Origin of the sequence: Demequina silvatica (assembly GCF_000971215.1) — a bacterium.
GTDB lineage: Bacteria > Actinomycetota > Actinomycetes > Actinomycetales > Demequinaceae > Demequina > Demequina silvatica.
The window spans coordinates 48,687-65,728 of sequence record NZ_BBMA01000002.1 but is presented as its reverse complement, the minus strand read 5'-3'; the positions used below and the strand labels follow the sequence as shown (position 1 = coordinate 65,728).

Annotated in this window: 13 protein-coding genes and 1 tRNA gene; 8 read left to right on the top strand and 6 right to left on the bottom strand. The window is 73.0% G+C overall.

Going from position 1 to position 17,042, the window contains the following annotated elements; translation table 11 throughout:
* Nucleotides 1–45: 45 nt before the first annotated feature.
* Together nudC and AOM05_RS00295 are read left to right on the top strand one after the other, a co-directional pair.
* The gene (gene nudC, locus AOM05_RS00300) at nucleotides 46–972 is read left to right on the top strand and encodes an NAD(+) diphosphatase (protein ID WP_062518638.1); all 927 of its coding nucleotides are present in this window, start codon (nucleotides 46–48) and stop codon (nucleotides 970–972) included.
* A 45-nt stretch (nucleotides 973–1,017) separates the two neighbouring features.
* The gene (locus tag AOM05_RS00295; RefSeq protein WP_062518637.1) at nucleotides 1,018–1,416 is read left to right on the top strand and encodes a hypothetical protein; all 399 of its coding nucleotides are present in this window, start codon (nucleotides 1,018–1,020) and stop codon (nucleotides 1,414–1,416) included.
* Nucleotides 1,417–1,420: 4 nt separating this feature from the next.
* Here AOM05_RS00295 and AOM05_RS00290 read toward each other — a convergent pair whose 3' ends face one another.
* The gene (locus AOM05_RS00290; protein WP_156164971.1) at nucleotides 1,421–2,647 is read right to left on the bottom strand and encodes an ATP-binding protein; all 1,227 of its coding nucleotides are present in this window, start codon (nucleotides 2,645–2,647) and stop codon (nucleotides 1,421–1,423) included.
* Between the two features lie 214 nt (nucleotides 2,648–2,861).
* Here AOM05_RS00290 and AOM05_RS00285 point away from each other — a divergent pair, with 214 nt between their 5' ends.
* Nucleotides 2,862–4,844: an ATP-dependent helicase gene (locus AOM05_RS00285; RefSeq protein ID WP_062518635.1), complete on the top strand. Its 1,983-nt coding sequence runs from the start codon at nucleotides 2,862–2,864 to the stop codon at nucleotides 4,842–4,844.
* 1 nt (nucleotide 4,845) lies between these two features.
* Here the strand turns inward: AOM05_RS00285 and AOM05_RS00280 are convergent, their stop codons facing one another.
* From AOM05_RS00280 to AOM05_RS00275, 3 genes are all read right to left on the bottom strand, one after another.
* Nucleotides 4,846–5,508, bottom strand: coding sequence for a hypothetical protein (locus AOM05_RS00280; protein ID WP_156164970.1), 663 nt, complete (start codon nucleotides 5,506–5,508; stop codon nucleotides 4,846–4,848).
* Between the two features lie 127 nt (nucleotides 5,509–5,635).
* The gene (locus tag AOM05_RS14355; RefSeq protein ID WP_169746536.1) at nucleotides 5,636–5,794 is read right to left on the bottom strand and encodes a DUF5679 domain-containing protein; all 159 of its coding nucleotides are present in this window, start codon (nucleotides 5,792–5,794) and stop codon (nucleotides 5,636–5,638) included.
* A 145-nt stretch (nucleotides 5,795–5,939) separates the two neighbouring features.
* The gene (locus AOM05_RS00275) at nucleotides 5,940–7,274 is read right to left on the bottom strand and encodes a zinc-dependent metalloprotease (RefSeq protein WP_156164969.1); all 1,335 of its coding nucleotides are present in this window, start codon (nucleotides 7,272–7,274) and stop codon (nucleotides 5,940–5,942) included.
* 129 nt (nucleotides 7,275–7,403) lie between these two features.
* Here AOM05_RS00275 and AOM05_RS00270 point away from each other — a divergent pair, with 129 nt between their 5' ends.
* Nucleotides 7,404–8,492 carry a YlbL family protein gene (locus AOM05_RS00270; protein ID WP_062518633.1) on the top strand — a complete coding sequence of 363 codons (1,089 nt, stop codon included), beginning with the start codon at nucleotides 7,404–7,406 and terminating at the stop codon, nucleotides 8,490–8,492.
* Between the two features lie 41 nt (nucleotides 8,493–8,533).
* A complete protein-coding gene (locus tag AOM05_RS00265) occupies nucleotides 8,534–11,569 on the top strand; it encodes a UPF0182 family membrane protein (protein WP_082097141.1) in 3,036 nt (1,011 codons plus the stop codon).
* A gap of 76 nt (nucleotides 11,570–11,645) precedes the next feature.
* On the opposite strand, the gene AOM05_RS00260 is transcribed toward AOM05_RS00265, so the two are convergent.
* Nucleotides 11,646–12,437 (bottom strand): hypothetical protein, encoded by a 792-nt coding sequence (locus tag AOM05_RS00260; RefSeq protein ID WP_062518632.1) that lies wholly within the window; start codon nucleotides 12,435–12,437, stop codon nucleotides 11,646–11,648.
* A 69-nt stretch (nucleotides 12,438–12,506) separates the two neighbouring features.
* Between AOM05_RS00260 and AOM05_RS00255 the strand changes: the two genes are divergently transcribed.
* Nucleotides 12,507–12,580 (top strand) — tRNA-Met (locus AOM05_RS00255).
* Nucleotides 12,581–12,716: 136 nt separating this feature from the next.
* Here AOM05_RS00255 and AOM05_RS00250 read toward each other — a convergent pair.
* A complete protein-coding gene (locus AOM05_RS00250; protein ID WP_062518631.1) occupies nucleotides 12,717–14,321 on the bottom strand; it encodes a xylulokinase in 1,605 nt (534 codons plus the stop codon).
* A gap of 178 nt (nucleotides 14,322–14,499) precedes the next feature.
* Between AOM05_RS00250 and AOM05_RS00245 the strand changes: the two genes are divergently transcribed.
* Together AOM05_RS00245 and AOM05_RS00240 are read left to right on the top strand one after the other, a co-directional pair.
* The gene (locus tag AOM05_RS00245; RefSeq protein ID WP_228373160.1) at nucleotides 14,500–15,501 is read left to right on the top strand and encodes a patatin-like phospholipase family protein; all 1,002 of its coding nucleotides are present in this window, start codon (nucleotides 14,500–14,502) and stop codon (nucleotides 15,499–15,501) included.
* A gap of 107 nt (nucleotides 15,502–15,608) precedes the next feature.
* Nucleotides 15,609–17,036 carry an amino acid permease gene (locus AOM05_RS00240; protein ID WP_228373159.1) on the top strand — a complete coding sequence of 476 codons (1,428 nt, stop codon included), beginning with the start codon at nucleotides 15,609–15,611 and terminating at the stop codon, nucleotides 17,034–17,036.
* Nucleotides 17,037–17,042: the final 6 nt, after the last annotated feature.

Genomic DNA, 17,042 nt, shown 5'->3' with positions numbered 1-17,042 from the left:
TGATGCCCGCCGCTCCCGGGTGCGGCGCGGCGGTACGGTGACCGGGTGAGGAATCCCTGGCCGCTCGACCATCCCAGCCGCGTCGACCGGGCCGCCGAGCGCCGCGCGACCACCGACCTGGCCGCATGCGACGCGATCGTGGTGCGCGACGGCCGGGTCCTGGTCGCCGACGGCCGCGTCCTCGAGCTCCGACCCGACGCGCAGCCGCCCGCGGCCCTCCGCATCTACCTGGGCCGCGACGGCGACCGCGACCTGGTCGCGCTCGTGCCCGAGGACCCCTCCTTCGGGATGGACCCCGACGGGATCGGCGGCGACCGCATGCGCGGCCTGCGCGGCCTGCTCGCGGGCTTCTGGGACCGCGGCGCCGAGGGGGAGCGCGAGCACGAGCTCGCCACCACCGCCGTCGCCATCGCGACCTGGCACGCCAATCACCCGCGGTGCGCGCTGTGCGGCGAGGCCACCGTCCCGACCGAGGGCGGCTGGGTGCGCCGCTGCGAGCGCGACGAGCGCGACCACTACCCGCGCACCGATCCCGCGATGATCGTCGCGATCACCGACCCCGAGGACCGCCTGCTGCTCGCCCACGCGACTCCGTGGTCGCCGCGCCGGTTCTCCCACCTCGCGGGCTACGTCGAGCCTGGCGAGACCCTCGAGCAGGCCGTCCACCGCGAGGTCGCCGAGGAGGCCGGACTCACGCTGTCCGGCCTCGAGTACCTCGGCTCGCAGCCGTGGCCGTTCCCCGCCTCCGTCATGGTGGCGTTCCGCGCGCGCACCGAGCGGCCGGACGCCCTTGCGCTCGACATGGACGAGATCTCCGAGGCCCGCTTCGTCGCCCGCGAGGACCTGGCCGAGCTCATCGCCTCGGGCGAGGTGATCCTCGCGCCCAAGGGCTCGGTCGCGCGACGCATGCTCGAGGACTGGTACGGCGGGCCGCTGCCGGAGCGCCGCCCGGACGCGAGCATCGACGTCTGAGCGTTCCGCGGCTACCCTCGCGCCAGGACCGGCGAGAGGAGGGCCATGATCGAGCTCGGCTCCTTCGCGCAGACCGTGGGCCTGGTCACCGGGCCCATGCGGTCGACGCTCGAGGACCGCGGCTACCGCGTCGCCGGCGTCACCAACGGCTCCTCGAGCCACATCCTCCACCTGTTCCTGGAGAACGACGTCCTCGGGTTCTGCGTGACCTGGGACTGGTCGGAGGCACGATGCGCGGCGTACCCCGCGTCCCAGCGGGCCGAGTGGTGGCGCTGGGCGATCGGGCCGGCCTGCCTCGCGCACTGGCGCGGGGAGCCGCTGCCCGCGGACGAGGGCTCCGCGGAGGCGGTCGCCCTCATGCTCGAGCGGGTGCGGGAGCTCGAGGGCCTCGCGCGCGACGAGGGCCGCTGGCTGGACGTGCGCCGCGGCCGCCTGCCGCGCTGAGGACCTACTCCCAGGTGAGGTGGCCCAACGCGATGACATTGACGCCGTCGGGCCGCGTGACGCTCGTGTTGCCCGCGGTGAGGACGTTGAGCGACGCGAGGCTCGCGGCGCGTGCGGCGCTCACCTTGCCCGCGAGCTTGCGGAGCCCCGCGGAGGCCGCGTCGATCGCCGCCGAGCCGCCGAGCTTGATCTCGAACGCGGACCACGTGCCGTCGGGAAGCTCGACTATCGCATCCACCTCGTCGTTCTGCTCGTCGCGATAGTGGGTCACCGTGCCCCCCAACGCGTCCGCGTAGACGCGCAGGTCCCGCACCGCGAGCGATTCGAACAGGAAGCCGAGGGTCCGGGGGTCTTCCAGGAGGGACGCCGGGGTGGCGCCGAGGGCGGCTGCTGCGAGCGAGGGGCACGCGAGGTGCCACTTCGGGCTGACGCGCAGCCGGATGGCGGACCGCAGGTGCGGCGCCCACGCCGGCTGCTCCTCCAGCACGTGGACCCGTGTAAGCGCATCGAGGTACTTGCGCGCCGTCTGCGCCGAGAGTCCCACGGGGCCCGGGCTGAGCTCGGCCTCCTTCGCCAAGCGTGTTGCCGGTGCCTCGGTCGCGGTGTTGCGCGCGAGAGCACGCAGCAGCGCTCGCATGCGGATCGGGTCCACCGCGAGCTGTGAGGCGGGAAGGTCGGTTCGCGCGACGTCGTCCAGGTACGAGCGGAGGAATGTGGTCGGTTCTCGACGCACGTCCTGGACCAGGGCCGGCCACCCGCCCCGCACGATGAGGCGCGCGTAGTCGGGGACGCTCGCCCCCCCGAGCCCTGCAACGCGCTCGCCCGCCAGGACGCGGGGGAACGACACGGCGCCGATCGAGTCGCCGCTCTCCGCGAGCGACATCGGGCGCAGGGCGAGCCGCCGGAACCGGCCCGCGCCGGTGTGACGCGTCACGTCATCGGCGGGCGTCGCCGACCCGGTGAGGATGAACTGGCCCGGGATGCCGCGGGTGTCGACCGCATGGCGTGCCGCGTTCCACAACCCGGGTGCGAGCTGCCACTCGTCCACCAGGCGTGGGACGTCGCCCGTCAGGACCACGTCAGGCGCCGCCTGGGCGAGTCCCAGCATGTCCGGCGACGCATCGAGCCGCACGGAGCTGCGCGCATGCTGGAGCGCCGTCGTGGTCTTGCCTGACGCGCGAGGACCCTCGAGGATCACCGCGCCGAACGTCGCCAACGCGTCGTCGATCATCCGATCTGTGGCTCGATGACGATAGCGAGGCATACGAGGGAGGATATCACTATTGCGTTATTCTTGATATCGCTTCTGCGAGATTTTCGATCATGCGTTTGAGTCGAATCTCGGGGCTCGACGTGCTCCACGGCCGCCTGCCGCGCTGAAGCCGGCCACCGCATCGTCCACAGGCCGTGCCCGGCTGTCGGCGGTCCCTGACACAATGGCCGCGATGTCAGCCGACCAGATCCTCGACGCCCTCGACCCCGAGCAGCGGGAGGTCGCCACCGCCCTCCACGGGCCCGTCGCCGTGCTCGCGGGCGCGGGGACCGGTAAGACGCGCGCGATCACCCACCGCATCGCCTACGGGGTGCGTGTCAACGCGTACAACCCGCAGTCCGTGCTCGCGGTCACGTTCACCGCGCGCGCCGCGGGGGAGATGCGCACCCGCCTGCGCGGCCTGGGTGTGTCCGGCGTGCAGGCGCGCACCTTCCACGCCGCGGCGCTGCGCCAGCTCAGCTACTTCTGGCCCGAGGTGGTGGGCGGCCAGATCCCCGGCCTGGTGGAGCAGAAGGCGCCGCTGGTGGGACGCGCGGCGCGCGAGGCGGCGCTCAGCCCCGACCGGCTCACGGTGCGGGACCTCGCCGCGGAGATCGAGTGGGCGAAGGTGTCGCTGGTAGCCGCGGACGAGTACGCGGCCAAGATCGCCCGCCTGGGGCGCCCGTCGCCCGCGAACCTGCCGGCGAGCCAGGTCGCGGACGTCATGCGCGCCTACGAGGACGCCAAGACCAACGCGGTGGTGCTCGACTTCGAGGACATCCTGCTGCTGCTCGCGGACATGATCGGCCGGCACGTCGAGGTGGGCGACCAGATCCGCCGCCAGTACCGGCACTTCGTGGTCGACGAGTACCAGGACGTCTCCCCGCTCCAGCAGTTCCTGCTCGAGCAGTGGCTGGGCGGACGGCGCGAGCTGTGCGTGGTGGGCGACCCGGCGCAGACCATCTACTCGTTCGCGGGCGCGAGCCCCCAGCACCTGCTCCAGTTCACCCGCACCTATCCCGACGCGACCCAGGTGCGCCTGGTCCGCGACTACCGCTCCACGCCGCAGGTGGTGAGGCTCGCGAACGAGCTCATGCGCAGGCGCGGCTCGGCGGGCACGGGCGTCGAGCTGGTCGCGCAGCGGCCGTCCGGCCCCGCGCCGGACTACCGCGCGTACGACGACGACGAGTCGGAGGCGCAGGGCGTGGCCGCGCAGATCGAGCGGCTCATCGCGACGGGCGTGCCCGCCCGAGAGATCGCGGTGCTGTACCGCGTCAACAGCCAGTCCGAGGCGGTCGAGGAGGCGCTCGCGGAGCGCGGCATCGGCTACCTGGTGCGCGGCGGCCGCCGGTTCTTCGACAGGGACGAGGTGCGCCGGGCGATCGTGCTGCTGCGCGGCGCCGCCGTGGCGTCCGACGAGCGTGCGCTGGGCGAGCGTGTGCGCGACGCGTTGGGCGAGCTCGGCTGGGCCGAGGAGCCGCCGGCGGCTCGCGGTGCGGTGCGCGAGCGGTGGGACGCGCTGCAGGCGCTGGTCAACCTGGGCGACGACCTGGTGGCGGACACCGGCGGCGCGGCGACCATGCGCGACTTCGTCGACCACCTGGCCGAGCGCGCGCAGGCGCAGCACGCCCCCGCGGTCGATGGCGTGACCCTCACGTCGATGCACGCCGCGAAGGGCCTCGAATGGGACGCGGTGTTCGTGGTCGGCTGCTCGGAGGGTCTGCTGCCCATCACGCACGCCGAGACCGACGAGCAGCTCGAGGAGGAGCGGCGCCTGCTGTACGTGTCGATCACCCGGGCGCGCGAGCACCTGGCGCTGAGCTTCGCGCGCTCGCGCAAGGCGGGCGGCAAGGGCACGCGCAAGCGCACCCGCTTCCTCGAGCAGCAGTGGCCCGACGCGCGTCCCGCCCGCGTGCAGCGGCAGTCGACGTCCGCGAAGCTCGCGGACCTGGGCCCGGAGGCGCTGCGGCTGTTCGACTCGCTCAAGCAGTGGCGGCTCGCGGTCGCGCAGGAGACGTCGAAGCCCGCGTTCACGGTGCTCGTGGACGCCTCGCTGGTGGAGATCGCACGCGACCGGCCCGGCACGCTGGGCGAGCTCGCCCGCGTGAGCGGCGTGGGCGCCTCGAAGCTCGACAAGTACGGCGTCCAGATCCTGGAGATCGTCGCCGAGCACTGACTCACGCCGCGTCGCAGCCGCACGCCGGATGCGGGCGCAGGGCGGTGCGGCGCGGCAGCCCGCGCTCGATCCGCCAGGGCCGCGCGGTGCCGCCGGCCAGGAGCGCCGCCAGCGACGCGGCCGCGACGCCGCCCGCCACGGTCGCCGACAGCGGCTCCGCCCGCTCGACGAGCGCCTCGCACTGGCGCGCGAGCACGGGCCAGGCGGCGTCGCGGTCGGTGCGCGCCAGCGTGTGGCAGCGCACGCACGGACCGGCCCCCGCGTGCACCGGGATCACGGTCACGCCCGACTCGTCCACGAGCGCGACCACGTGCGGGCCGTCCAGCAGCAGCCGGTGCAGCAGCGCCGGGTCCACGGACCCGTACGCGGCGACGATCTCCCCGTCGACCCGCCGCGTGGTGTCGAGGTGGACCCGGACGTCGGGCGCCACGCGCGCGACCATCCTCGCGACGGGGGACGCCGGCGCCTCCCGCGAGCCCACCAGGCTCAGCGACTCGGCACCCGCGCGCGCCGCGGCCTCCGCCGCGGCGATCCCGACCGGACCGAGGCCTCGCACCCGCACGTGGCGCCGCGCGAGCGTGCGCCGCCGGGCGCGCGGCGCGATCCCGGCCTGGTCCGTGCCGTCGCCGCGCCACAACCGGGGCGGGGAGGGCGCATCGTCCATCCCTCCACGGTGCCACCGGCGGGCCGGGACGATGCGGTTGTCCACAGGGCGGCCGCCGTCACCCCCCCCGGGACGCGCGAAGGGCCGGCCCCCTGGGGGACCGGCCCTTCGACGAGCTCTGCTGGCTTTACGCCTTGCCGAGGATGCGGTTCAGCTTGGTGCCGCACACGGGGCAGGTGGCCTTCGCCATGCGGCGGCCGTTCTCCGAGACGACGACGTCGCCCTCGGTCTCGCGCTTCTCCTTGCACTTCACGCAGTAGAACTCGCCCGAGTACTTGTCAGCCATGCGGCTCTCCTTCTTCTCTGTGGCGCGGCGGTACGCGCCGCACGTCTACGGGCCTCGATGGGCCCTTGGTCCCCCAGCGTAGACGCGCGGGCCCGATTTCCCTCCATCGGTGGAGGGGGTGTCGCCCCCGCGGTCCGTCTGCACCCTACCCGTCATCCGAGCCGAGCAGGCGCTCCAGCTCGCGATCGACCTCGTCGCCCTCGCCGCGCGTGACGTAGGCGCCGACCCACGCCTGCCACGCGGCGAGCTCCTCGGAGGTCGGCAGCAGGTCGGGGTGCGACCAGACGCCGTCGCGGCCCTCGGCGCCCAGGCGGGAGTGCAGCGCCGCCCACATCGCGGACGCGTCGCGCATGCGCCGCGGCCTCAGCTCGAGCGACAGCAGGTTCGCGAACGTGTCCTCGGCGGGGCCGCCCGCGGCGCGACGGCGGCGCATCATCTCGCGCAGGGCGCCCACGTCGGGCAGGTGCGCCGCGGCGGCGCGCATCGTGACGTCGTCCACCCAGCCCTCGACCAGCGCGAGGAGCGTCTCGATCGACTCGAGCGTCGCCTTCTGCTCGTCGGTGTGCTGCGAGGCGAAGATGCCGCGGTTCAGCGCCTTCTGCAGGCGCGCGGGGTCGCCCATGCCGGCGTCCCGCACCGCCTCCTCGAGAGCCTCGAGGTCGATGGTGATCGCCTGCGAGTAGCGCTCGATGAGCGTATGGAGCTGGCCGGGCAGCCACGGCGCCGCGGCGAACAGGCGCACGTGCGCGGCCTCGCGCAGGGCGAGGAAGGTGCGCACGGCGTCCTCGTCGATGTCGAGGCCGTCCGCGAACTCGGTGATCGCCTTGGGGATGAGCACCACGCGCGGCTCCGCGAGCAGCGGGATGCCCAGGTCGGTGGCGCCGAACGCCTCGCGCGCCATCTCTCCGGCCGCCTGGCCCATGTGCATGCCGCACACCGTGGGCGCGACGGACCGCAGCAGCGCGGACGGGTCGAGCCCGCCCGTCTCGGGGAGGTCGTCGGCGCCCTCGAGCAGGCCGCTCAGCGCGTGCGACACGCTGACGGCGACGGGGCCGGCGAGCGTGCGCCACGTCGGCAGGGTCGCCTCGACCCACTCGGCACGGCTCCACACGCGCGGCTCGAGCCGCGTCGGGTCGAAGTCGGTCACGGCGTCGAGCCACAGCTCCGCGCGCGAGACGGCCTGGCGGTGCAGCGCCGCGGTCGCGCCGGACACGGTCGGGTCGCCTCCCTGGGCGGCCACGCCGCGCGCGACGTCGTGCGCGAGCTTCCAGTTGACGTCCTCGCCCGCGGACTGCGACACCAGGGCGCGGATCTGCCCCAGGACGTGCTCCATCATGGCGGGGTTGTCCGCCAGCCCGGCTTGCGCGGCGAGCGCCTGCGGGTCCATGCCCATCCGTTGCAGCTCCTCGAGAGCGGCCTCCGCATCATCCCCGAACAGCTCTCGCAGCAGCCGCATCCACGGCGTCGACTCGTCGCTCACGCTCACTCCGTCCGCGCACGCCGCATGCGTGCCTCCACCACGGTAACGAAGGAGGGCGCCCCGGCGCGGCGACGTTCGCTACCAGCAATGCCGTCCTGTGGCGCGCGGGGCATCGGCAAGAATGGGGGCGTGACGACCACCGAGGCCAGCACCCCCGTCCCCGCGGAGCGCGCGACGTCCAGCCGCCGCGCCACCGTGATGTCCGTCACCGGCCTCGCGACCAGCGCCCTGATCGCGCTGCTGACCATCGTGCCGTCGCCGTACGCGATCGGCTCGGCGGGCCCCACGTTCGACACGCTCGGCGAGGTCGACGGCACGCCGCTGGTCGCGATCGACGGCGCTCCCACCTACACGTCGTCGGGCGAGCTGCGCCTCACCACGGTCTCCGTGTCCAACGCGGGCTCGCAGCCCTTCACGCTCGGCCGCGTGCTCGCGGCCTGGGCGTCGCCGCGGCAGTACGTGGTCCCCGAGGAGGAGGTGTTCGGCACCGCCGACGAGGAGGAGCAGGCCGAGCAGCAGGCGGCCAGCGACTGGACCACCTCCCAGGAGCGCGCGACGGTGTCCGCGCTCGAGGCGCTCGGGCACCCCGTTCCCGCGGTGCTCGAGGTGGTCGGCACGTCCGAGGGGTCGAACGCCGCGGGCGTGCTCCAGGAGGGCGACATCATCACCGCGATCGACGGCGAGGCCGTCCCGACGTTCGCGAGCCTGGCCGACGCGATCGCGCTGCACGAGCCGGGTGACCAGGTCGACGTGACTGTCATGCGCGACGGCAAGGACCGGACTGAGACGTTCGCGACCGTCGACGACGGCGCGGGAGACGCCGCGATCGGCGTGTGGATCGACCCGACGTTCGACATCCCGATCGACGTCACCGTGCAGATCGACTCGGTCGGCGGACCGTCCGCGGGACTGATGTTCTCGCTCGGGATCATGGACCGCCTCACCGAGGAGGACGAGCTCGACGGCGCGCTAGTCGCCGGCACCGGCACCATCGACGCCACCGGCGACGTGGGTCCCATCGGCGGCATCGCGATGAAGATGTTCGGCGCTCAGGACGCCGGCTCCGACTGGTTCCTCGCGCCCGTCGAGAACTGCGCCGACGTGCGCGGCAACATCCCTGATGGTCTCCGCGTTGTCGCGGTAGACACGCTGGACGATGCGTACGACGCCATCGTGCGCATCGGCCAGGGAGACGCGGCCGACCTTCCTACGTGCTGAGCATGGCAGGCTAGACACATCCCGACCCGAAGGACAACGACGTGACGTTCGACGACCGCCCCGCCCGCCCGGTCAGGCCCGCCCCCGTGCCCCAGCGGCGATCGCCCCTCGCGATCACCGCCGTGGTGCTCGGCGCGCTCGTCCTGGCGGCGATCGCGACCGCCAACATCTGGACCGAGGTGGTCTGGTTCGACCAGCTGGGCTACTCGGAGGTGTGGCGCACGCAGTGGCTCGCGCGCATCGTCCTGTTCGTGATCGCGGGCGGCCTCGGCGCGTTCGTGATCTGGCTCAACCTGTGGATCGCGAAGCGCGTGCGCCCGGCCCGCACGGGCGGCCGCAGCCAGCTGGACCAGGTGCGCGAGCAGATCGAGCCCATCGAGCGGCTCGCGATGATCGTGCTGCCCGCCGTGATCGGCCTCGTGGTGGGTCTCGCGGTGTCCTCGCAGTGGGAGACCGTGGTCGCCTGGCTCAACCACGAGCAGTTCGGCACCACGGACCCGCAGTTCGGGCTCGACGCGTCGTTCTACGTGTTCGCGCTGCCGATGCTCAACCTGGTGGTCACGCTGGTGCTGGCGCTCGCGGTGCTGTCGACGCTGATCGCCGCGTTCGTGCACCTGCTGTACGGCGGCATCGCCGGCACCGGCCGGACGTTCGTGGCGTCCAAGGGCGCGCGCATCCAGCTCGCGGTCCTCGGCGCGCTGGTCATGCTCGCGATCGCGGCCAACTACTGGCTGGACCGCTACGGGCTGCTCACCAAGTCGGGGGAGAAGTTCTACGGCGCGTCCTACACGGACGTCAACGCGATCCTGCCGTCCCGGTCCATCCTGGCGGGCATCGCCGTCCTGGTCGCGGTCGTGTTCCTCGTGGTGATCTGGCGCGGCGACTGGCGCATCCCCGCCATGGGGATCGGCCTCATGCTGCTCTCCGCCGTGGTGATCGGCGGCATCTACCCCGCGATCGTCCAGCGCTTCCAGGTGTCGCCCAACGAGCAGGAGCTCGAGGCGCCGTTCATCCAGAACAACATCGACGCGACGCGGTACGCGTACTCCATCGACGACGTCGAGGTCACGCAGTACGACGCGACCACGGAGGCCGAGGCGGACGCCCTGCGCGCCGACGCGGAGACCACCGCGCAGATCCGCCTGCTCGACCCGAACATCGTGTCGCCCGCGTTCCAGCAGCTGCAGCAGAACAAGCAGTACTACAACTTCGCGGACCTGCTCAGCGTGGACCGCTACAACCTCGACGGGGAGCTCCAGGACACCGTGATCGCGGTGCGCGAGCTCAACCTCGACGGGCTGGGCTCCGAGAGCCGCAACTGGGTCAACGACCACACGGTCTACACCCACGGCTTCGGCGTGGTCGCGGCCTACGGCAACACCACCACCTCCGACGGGCAGCCCTCGTTCTTCGAGCGCGGCATCCCGTCCGTGGGCCTGCTGGGCGACTACGAGCCCCGCATCTACTTCGGCTCGACCGTGCCCGACTACTCGATCGTGGGCGCACCCGAGGGTACCTCGCCCTGGGAGCTCGACTACCCGGACGACAACTCGGAGACCGGCCAGGTCAACACCACCTACACCGGCGACGGCGGCCCCGCCATCGGCAACCTCTTCGAGAAGCTGATGTTCGCGATCCGGATGGGCGAGGAGCAGATCCTGTTCTCCGACCGCGTCACCACCGAGTCGCAGATCCTCTACTACCGCGACCCCCTGGAGCGCGTGGCCCGCGTCGCTCCGTACCTCGAGCTCGACCAGACCGCGTACCCCGCGGTGGTCGACGGGCGCGTGGTGTGGGTGGTCGACGGCTACACCACCACCGACCAGTTCCCGTACTCCGCCCCGGTCGCGTCCGAGTCGCTGTTCGCGTCCCAGTCCTCGGTGCCCGGCACCAGCACGGTGCTCAACTACGTGCGCAACTCGGTCAAGGCCGTGGTGGACGCGTACGACGGCTCGGTGACCCTGTACGCGTGGGACGAGGAGGACCCGATCCTCCAGACCTGGCAGCACGTGTTCCCCAGCTCGCTCAAGCCCATGAGCGAGATCAGCGGCGAGCTCATGAGCCATCTGCGCTACCCCGAGGACCTGTTCGCGATCCAGCGCTACCAGCTCACGCAGTACCACGTGACGGACGCGGCGTCGTTCTACTCGGGCCAGGACTTCTGGCGCAACCCGGCGGACCCGACCGACGACACGCGCCTGCAGCCGCCGTACTACCTCACGCTGCAGATGCCGTCGCAGGACGATCCGACGTTCTCGCTCACCAGCAACTACATCCAGGGCGGCGACAACCCGCGCAACATCCTCACCGGCTATCTCGCGGTCAACTCGGAGACCGGGTCCACCGCGGGCCAGGTCGACGAGGACTACGGCACGCTGCGCCTGCTGGAGCTGCCGCGCGACACCACCATCCCCGGCCCGGGCCAGGTGCAGAACAACTTCAACTCCGACCCGGACGCGCAGGAGACCCTCAACCTGCTTCGTCAGGGCGAGACGGACGTCATCAACGGCAACCTGCTCACGCTGCCGCTCGCCGGCGGCCTGCTGTACGTCCAGCCGGTCTACGTGCAGTCGAGCCAGGGCACGCAGGTGCCGCTGCTGCGCAAGGTGTTCGTGGCTTTCGGCAACGAGGTGGGCTTCGCGGACACGCTGTCCGAGGCGCTCGACCAGGTGTTCGGCGAGGGCGCGGGCGACGGCGCGGCGGGTGACAACGGCACCGGCTCGACGGACGGCAGCACGGACGGCTCGACCGACGGGTCGACGGACGGCTCGACGGGCGGCGAGGGCACGGTCGACCCGACCGCCGAGGCGGCCCTCCAGGACGCGCTCGACCGCGCGAACCAGGCGCTCCAGGACAGCGAGGCCGCGCTCGCGGCCGGCGACTTCGCCGCCTACGGCGAGGCGCAGGACGCGCTGTCCGCGGCCATCGAGGACGCCATCCTCGCCGAGGCCGAGCTCACGGGGGCCGCCTCCGGCGACACCACCGGGACGGAGGCTTCGCCCAGTGCGGAGCCCACCACCGGTACCGAGTCCGGCACGGCCACGGCGGAGCCCGAGCCGGAGATCACCACGCCCTGACGCGGGCATGACATGCGGAAGCGGGCCGGTCCTTCAGGACCGGCCCGCTTCTGCGTCGTCAGGGGAGAGGCGCGGCTCAGGCGTCCGCGTCGAGGTGCCGATCGGTGGCCGAGCGGATGAAGCGGAGCAGGAAGCCCCACGAGATCAGCATCGCGGCCGCCGAGGCCCACGCCCACGTCGGGTAGGAGTCCAGCAGCTCGGGGTCGGTGAGCTCGCCTGTCATGAGGTCGAAGGAGAAGTTCACCGCGATCGAGGCGTAGGCGCCGAAGACCTGCGCGATGGTGAACGTGATCCACCACCCCAGCAGCAGCACCAGCGGCACGGTGCGGCCGGTCACCTTGCGCGCGCCGAGCGGCACCAGCACCACCTGCGCGAACGGCACCCACCAGCCCCACCACTCCACCGCGCCCATGCCCGGCTTGGTGCCCATGGCCTCGCGGTTGCGGCGCATGCGCGTCATCCACATGCCGTACAGCACATAGGCGGCGACGGTGATCGGCAGGGACAGGAGCCCCAGCAGCGACGCCGCGGTGATGGAGAACTCGCCCGTCTCGGCGAGGCGGCGGAGCGAGTCCACCTCTCCCTGCGCGAGCGCGGCGGTCAGCACCGCCAGCGCGGTTGCGGCAGCCGTGACGCCGATCAGGCCCTTCGCGAGGCCCTCGGGCTTCTCGAGCGGTGCGCCCGTGCGGTCGAACTGGAGCTGCTGCGCCTCCCCGTACGCGGGGACGGGCGGCGGGGTGGCGCCCGGGATGAGGCCCGGCGCGCCGGGCGTATCGCCTGGGTTGAGCCCGGATGCGGGGTGGTACTTGGGCTGCTCGGGCGGCTGCTGATCGCCGGGACGCTGGACGAAGGGGTCGTTGTCGGTCATGCCTCCGACCCTAGCGACCGGGAGGCGATTTGGTTCTGCGGCGCGCGTCCGCTAGAGTTATCAGGCCGACGCGGGGTGGAGCAGTTCGGTAGCTCGCCGGGCTCATAACCCGGAGGTCGCAGGTTCAAATCCTGTCCCCGCTACGAGAGTACGAAGGCCCGGACCAGATGGTCCGGGCCTTCGTCGTTCCCGGCCGACCCGCGCATCGTCCCCGCAACCGCGACGGCACGGCCCCCGCATCGTGCGGGAACCGGGCCGTCGGACGGTGCGCGGCGACCGCTAGCGGATCGCTTCGGTGGCGGCGCGCTCGATCGCGAGGCCCGCCTCGTACTGCTCGAGCCACGCGGTGTAGCCCGCGACGTCGGCCGGGTCGGGCTGCGCGACGTCGAGCGCCGCACCCGCGAACACGGCCTCGTCGAGGTACGTGTCGAGGCCGGTCGCGGCACCGGTGCGCACGTACTCGGCAAGGACCGCGATGCCCCACGCGCCACCCTCGGAGGCGGTGTCGCCCACGGTGACGGGCGCGTCGATCGCGGCCGCGAGCAGGCGCTGCGCGACACCCGCGGTGCGGAACATGCCGCCGTGCGCGAACATCGAGTCGAGCCGCACGCCCTCGTCGTGAAGGACGCGCATGCCCAGGCTGAGCGTGCCGAACGCGCCGTACAGCTGGGTCCGCATGAAGTTCGCGAGCGTGAGGCGCGAGCCGGGGGTGCGCACGAACAACGGGCGCCCCTCGGCGAGGCCGGTGATGGGCTCGCCCGACAGGTAGTTGTAGGCCAGCAGGCCGCCGCCGTCCGCCTCGCCCTCGAGCGCGGCGGAGAACAGCGCCTCGAACACGGCGTCGGAGCCGCCCGCGACGCCCATGGCCGCCGCGAACTCGGTGAAGACCCCGGCCCAGGTGCCCAGCTCGGAGGCGCCGTTGTTGCAGTGCACCATCGCGACCAGGTCGCCCGCGGGCGTGGTGACGATGTCGAGCTCCTCGTGGACGCTGGTGAGCGCCTTCTCGAGCACCACCATCGCGAAGATCGAGGTGCCGGCGGAGATGTTGCCGGTGCGCGGCGCGACGGCGTTGGTGGCGATCATGCCGGTGCCCGCGTCGCCTTCCGGCGGCGCGACCACGGCGCCGGGCTGGAGGCCGCCCGTCGGGTCGAGCAGCGCGGCGCCCTCGGCGGTGAGCGTGCCGGCGTCCTGGCCGGCCACGAGCACCTCCGGCAGGAGCGACGCGACGTCGAGGCCTGCCTGGCGCGCGGCCACGAGGCCCTGGAAGCGCGCGAGCATCGCGGCGTCGTAGTCGCGCGTGTCGGGGTCGATCGGGAACATGCCCGAGGCGTCACCCACGCCGAGCACCTTGCGGCCCGTGAGGCGCCAGTGGACGTAGCCGGCGAGCGTGGTGAAGAACGCGACGTCGGGGACGTGGGTCTCCTCGTCGAGGATGGCCTGGTAGAGGTGCGAGGCGGACCAGCGCAGCGGGAAGTTGAAGCCGAGCACCTCGGTGAGCTCGGCCGCGGCGCGCTCCGTGTTGGTGTTGCGCCACGTGCGGAACGGCACCAGCAGCTCGCCGGCGGCGTCGAACGGCAGGTAGCCGTGCATCATCGCGGAGACGCCCAGCGCGCCGAAGCCGGTGGGCCGGACGCCGTGCGCGCGCTCCACGGTCGCGAGGAGGTCGGCGACGGACGCCTGCACGCCCTCCCAGATCGCCTCGACGGAGTACGTCCAGAGGCGGTCGACGAACTGGTTCTCCCATGCGTGGCTGCCGGTCGCGATGACCTGGTGGTCGGGGCCGATCAGGCACGCCTTGATGCGCGTGGACCCGAGCTCGATGCCGAGCGACGTCGCGCCTGCCGCGATCACGGCGGCCACGTCGGTCTGCTGTTCCTGCGCCATCGGCACCCACTCCTTCGTCAAGCACCCGCGTGCGGCGGACATGCAAAATGTGAACGTTCGACAAAACCCTAAGGCCTGCCCGCGCCTTCGATGGAACCATAGGTCCCGCCCCGACGCGCGGCGGGGCCCCCGGACCCCTACGTATCGCGCGTCAACCAGCGGGGTTAGCCTGGCAACCGTGACCGACACCCAGTCAGCGAACGCCGCGTCCCCGCGCCCGCGGATCGCGCTCAGCCTCGGCAGCGGGGGAGCCCGCGGCTACGCCCACATCGGCGTCCTCGACGAGATCGAGGCGCGCGGCTGGGACGTGGTCGGCGTCTCGGGCACCTCGATGGGCGCGCTCGTGGGCGGCCTGCACGCCGCCGGGGGCCTGGCCGCGTACCGCGAGTGGGCGGAGTCGCTCACCCGGCGCGACGTGCTCCGCATGCTCGACCCCGCGTTCAAGGGTGCGGGTGCGATCCGCGCGGACCGCATCATGCGACGCCTCGACGAGATTCTCGACGGGCGCGTCATCGAGGACCTGCCGATCCCGTTCACCGCGGTCGCCACGGATCTCCTCTCGCAGTCGGAGGTCTGGTTCACGGAGGGCCCTCTGGTGGACGCGATCCGCGCCTCGATCGCGATCCCGACCGTCATCACGCCCGTCCGCCACGGCGGGATGCTGCTCGCGGACGGCGGCATCCTCAACCCGGTCCCCGTCATCGCGCTCACCGCCGTCCGCGCGGACGCGACCATCGCGGTCAACCTCTCCGGCACCTCCCGGGGCGGCAACCGCGCCGCGCCGCCGGTCGAGTCCGGCGGCCCGCTCATGCGGCTGCCGCGCCTGCGGCTGCCGTCCTTCCACGTCGCCGAGCCCCGCCTGGTGAGCATGATCACGCACCGCATGCGCGCACGCGGCGAGCATGAGGACGATGCGCTGGAGGACGTGGTCGCGATCGAACCGGCCGAGCACGGGGACGACCTGGACGTCAGCACGCTCGACGTCATCGACCGCTCGCTCCAGACCCTGCAGAACACCGTGCAGCGCTACCGCCTCGCGGGCTACCCGCCGGACGTGATGGTCGACGTGCCCGCCGACGCGTGCGGCGTGCTCGACTTCCACCGCGCGACGGAGATGATCGCGCTCGGCCGCGACCTCGCCCGCGCCGCCTTCGACGCCTGGGAGGACGCCCCGGCGTGACCCGTCGCGCCCGACCGTCCGGCACCGGGACCGCGCGGCGCTACTGTGACCTGCGGTGACCACGCCCGCCCGGGCGCGCGCATCGTTCCGAGAACCCGAGGGACATCGTGACCCAGCCCATCTCCCGCGCCGCGTGGCTCCACAGTCGCACCGCGCTCCTCATCGCCTTCGCGTTCTCCGTGATGGCGGACCCCGTGTCCTCGGTCGCCTACGCGATCGAGGCCGCGCTGCGTGCGCTCGACGGCAACCTCGCGCTGCTGCTGCCCGCGATGGCGGCGGTGGTGCTCGTGGTGGGGCTCGTGGTCGCGAGCTACCACCAGCTGGTGGCGCGCTTCCCCGAGGGCGGCGGCTCCGCCGCCGCGGCCGGTGGCGCGTTCGGCGAGGGCTTCTCCTTCATCCCGATGGGCGCGCTGGTGGTCGACTTCGTGCTCACCATCGCCATCTCGGTGTCCGCCGGTTCCTCCGCGATCATCAGCTATGTCCCGGGCCTCGCGCCCTACCGCCTGGTGCTCGCGCTGGTGCTGCTGGTGCTGGTCGCGGGGCTCATGTGGTTCGGCCATCTGGGGCGCGCGGTGTTCGCGCTCCTCACCCTCGTCTTCATCGCCACGGCGGTGCTGGTGCTGCTGCCCGTGCCCGGCCTGCCGGCGGTGGACCCGCAGCCGGTCGAGGGGCTGACGCACGGCGCGCCGCTCGCCGTCGCGCTCGCGTTCCCGGTGGCCATGGCGCTCGCGACCGGCATCGAGGCGCCCTCCTCGGCCATCGCGCAGCTCGCCCAGCTCGACGACGCGGGCCGCCGCAGCTTCGGCCGCTGGGCGCTGTGGCTCACGCTCGGCATCGTCGGCACCCTCACCCTCGCGATCACCGCGGCCGTGGTGCGGCTGGGCATCCAGGTGCCTCACGAGGACACCACGCTCGTGGCCGAGCTCGCCCGCGCCGCCGACGGCGCCGGCCTGTTCGCGGCCTTCCAGGCCGCCACCGCGCTGCTCCTGCTGTCCGCCGCCTCGTCCTCCTTCCAGGCGGGTCCGGGTCTGCTCAAGGCCCTCGCCCGCTCCGAGCACGGCGACTCCCGCCACGGCGTCCTGCCCGCGATCCTGGGCCGCACCAACGCCCACCACGTGCCCATGGTCGGCGTCGCGGTGTTCCTGGTCGGCTCCGCGCTCGTGGTGATCGCCGCCGGCGCCTACGACCAGCGGCTGGTGCTCTTCTACGCCGTCGCCGTGTTCGTGAGCTTCCTCATGGGCCTCATCGCCATGGCCCGGTTCTCCCACCGCGACGGCCGCCACGGCTGGGTGGTGCTCAACGTGGTCGCGGCCGTCGCCGTCGGCTTCACCCTGGTCGCGAACCTCATGCGCCCCGCCGCGGTCGGCTCGCTCGCCGCGACCGGCCTGGTGGCCGGCGGCCTGTACTGGGCGTGGGTGCGCGCGGGCCGGCCACGCGGCGCCGCGAACGCCGTCGCCGAGGCGGAGGCGGGGGACGATGCGCCGGTCGCCTCCGAGGGCCCGTCACCCCTGCCGGCGGGCGGCCGGGAGGACTGAGCGTGG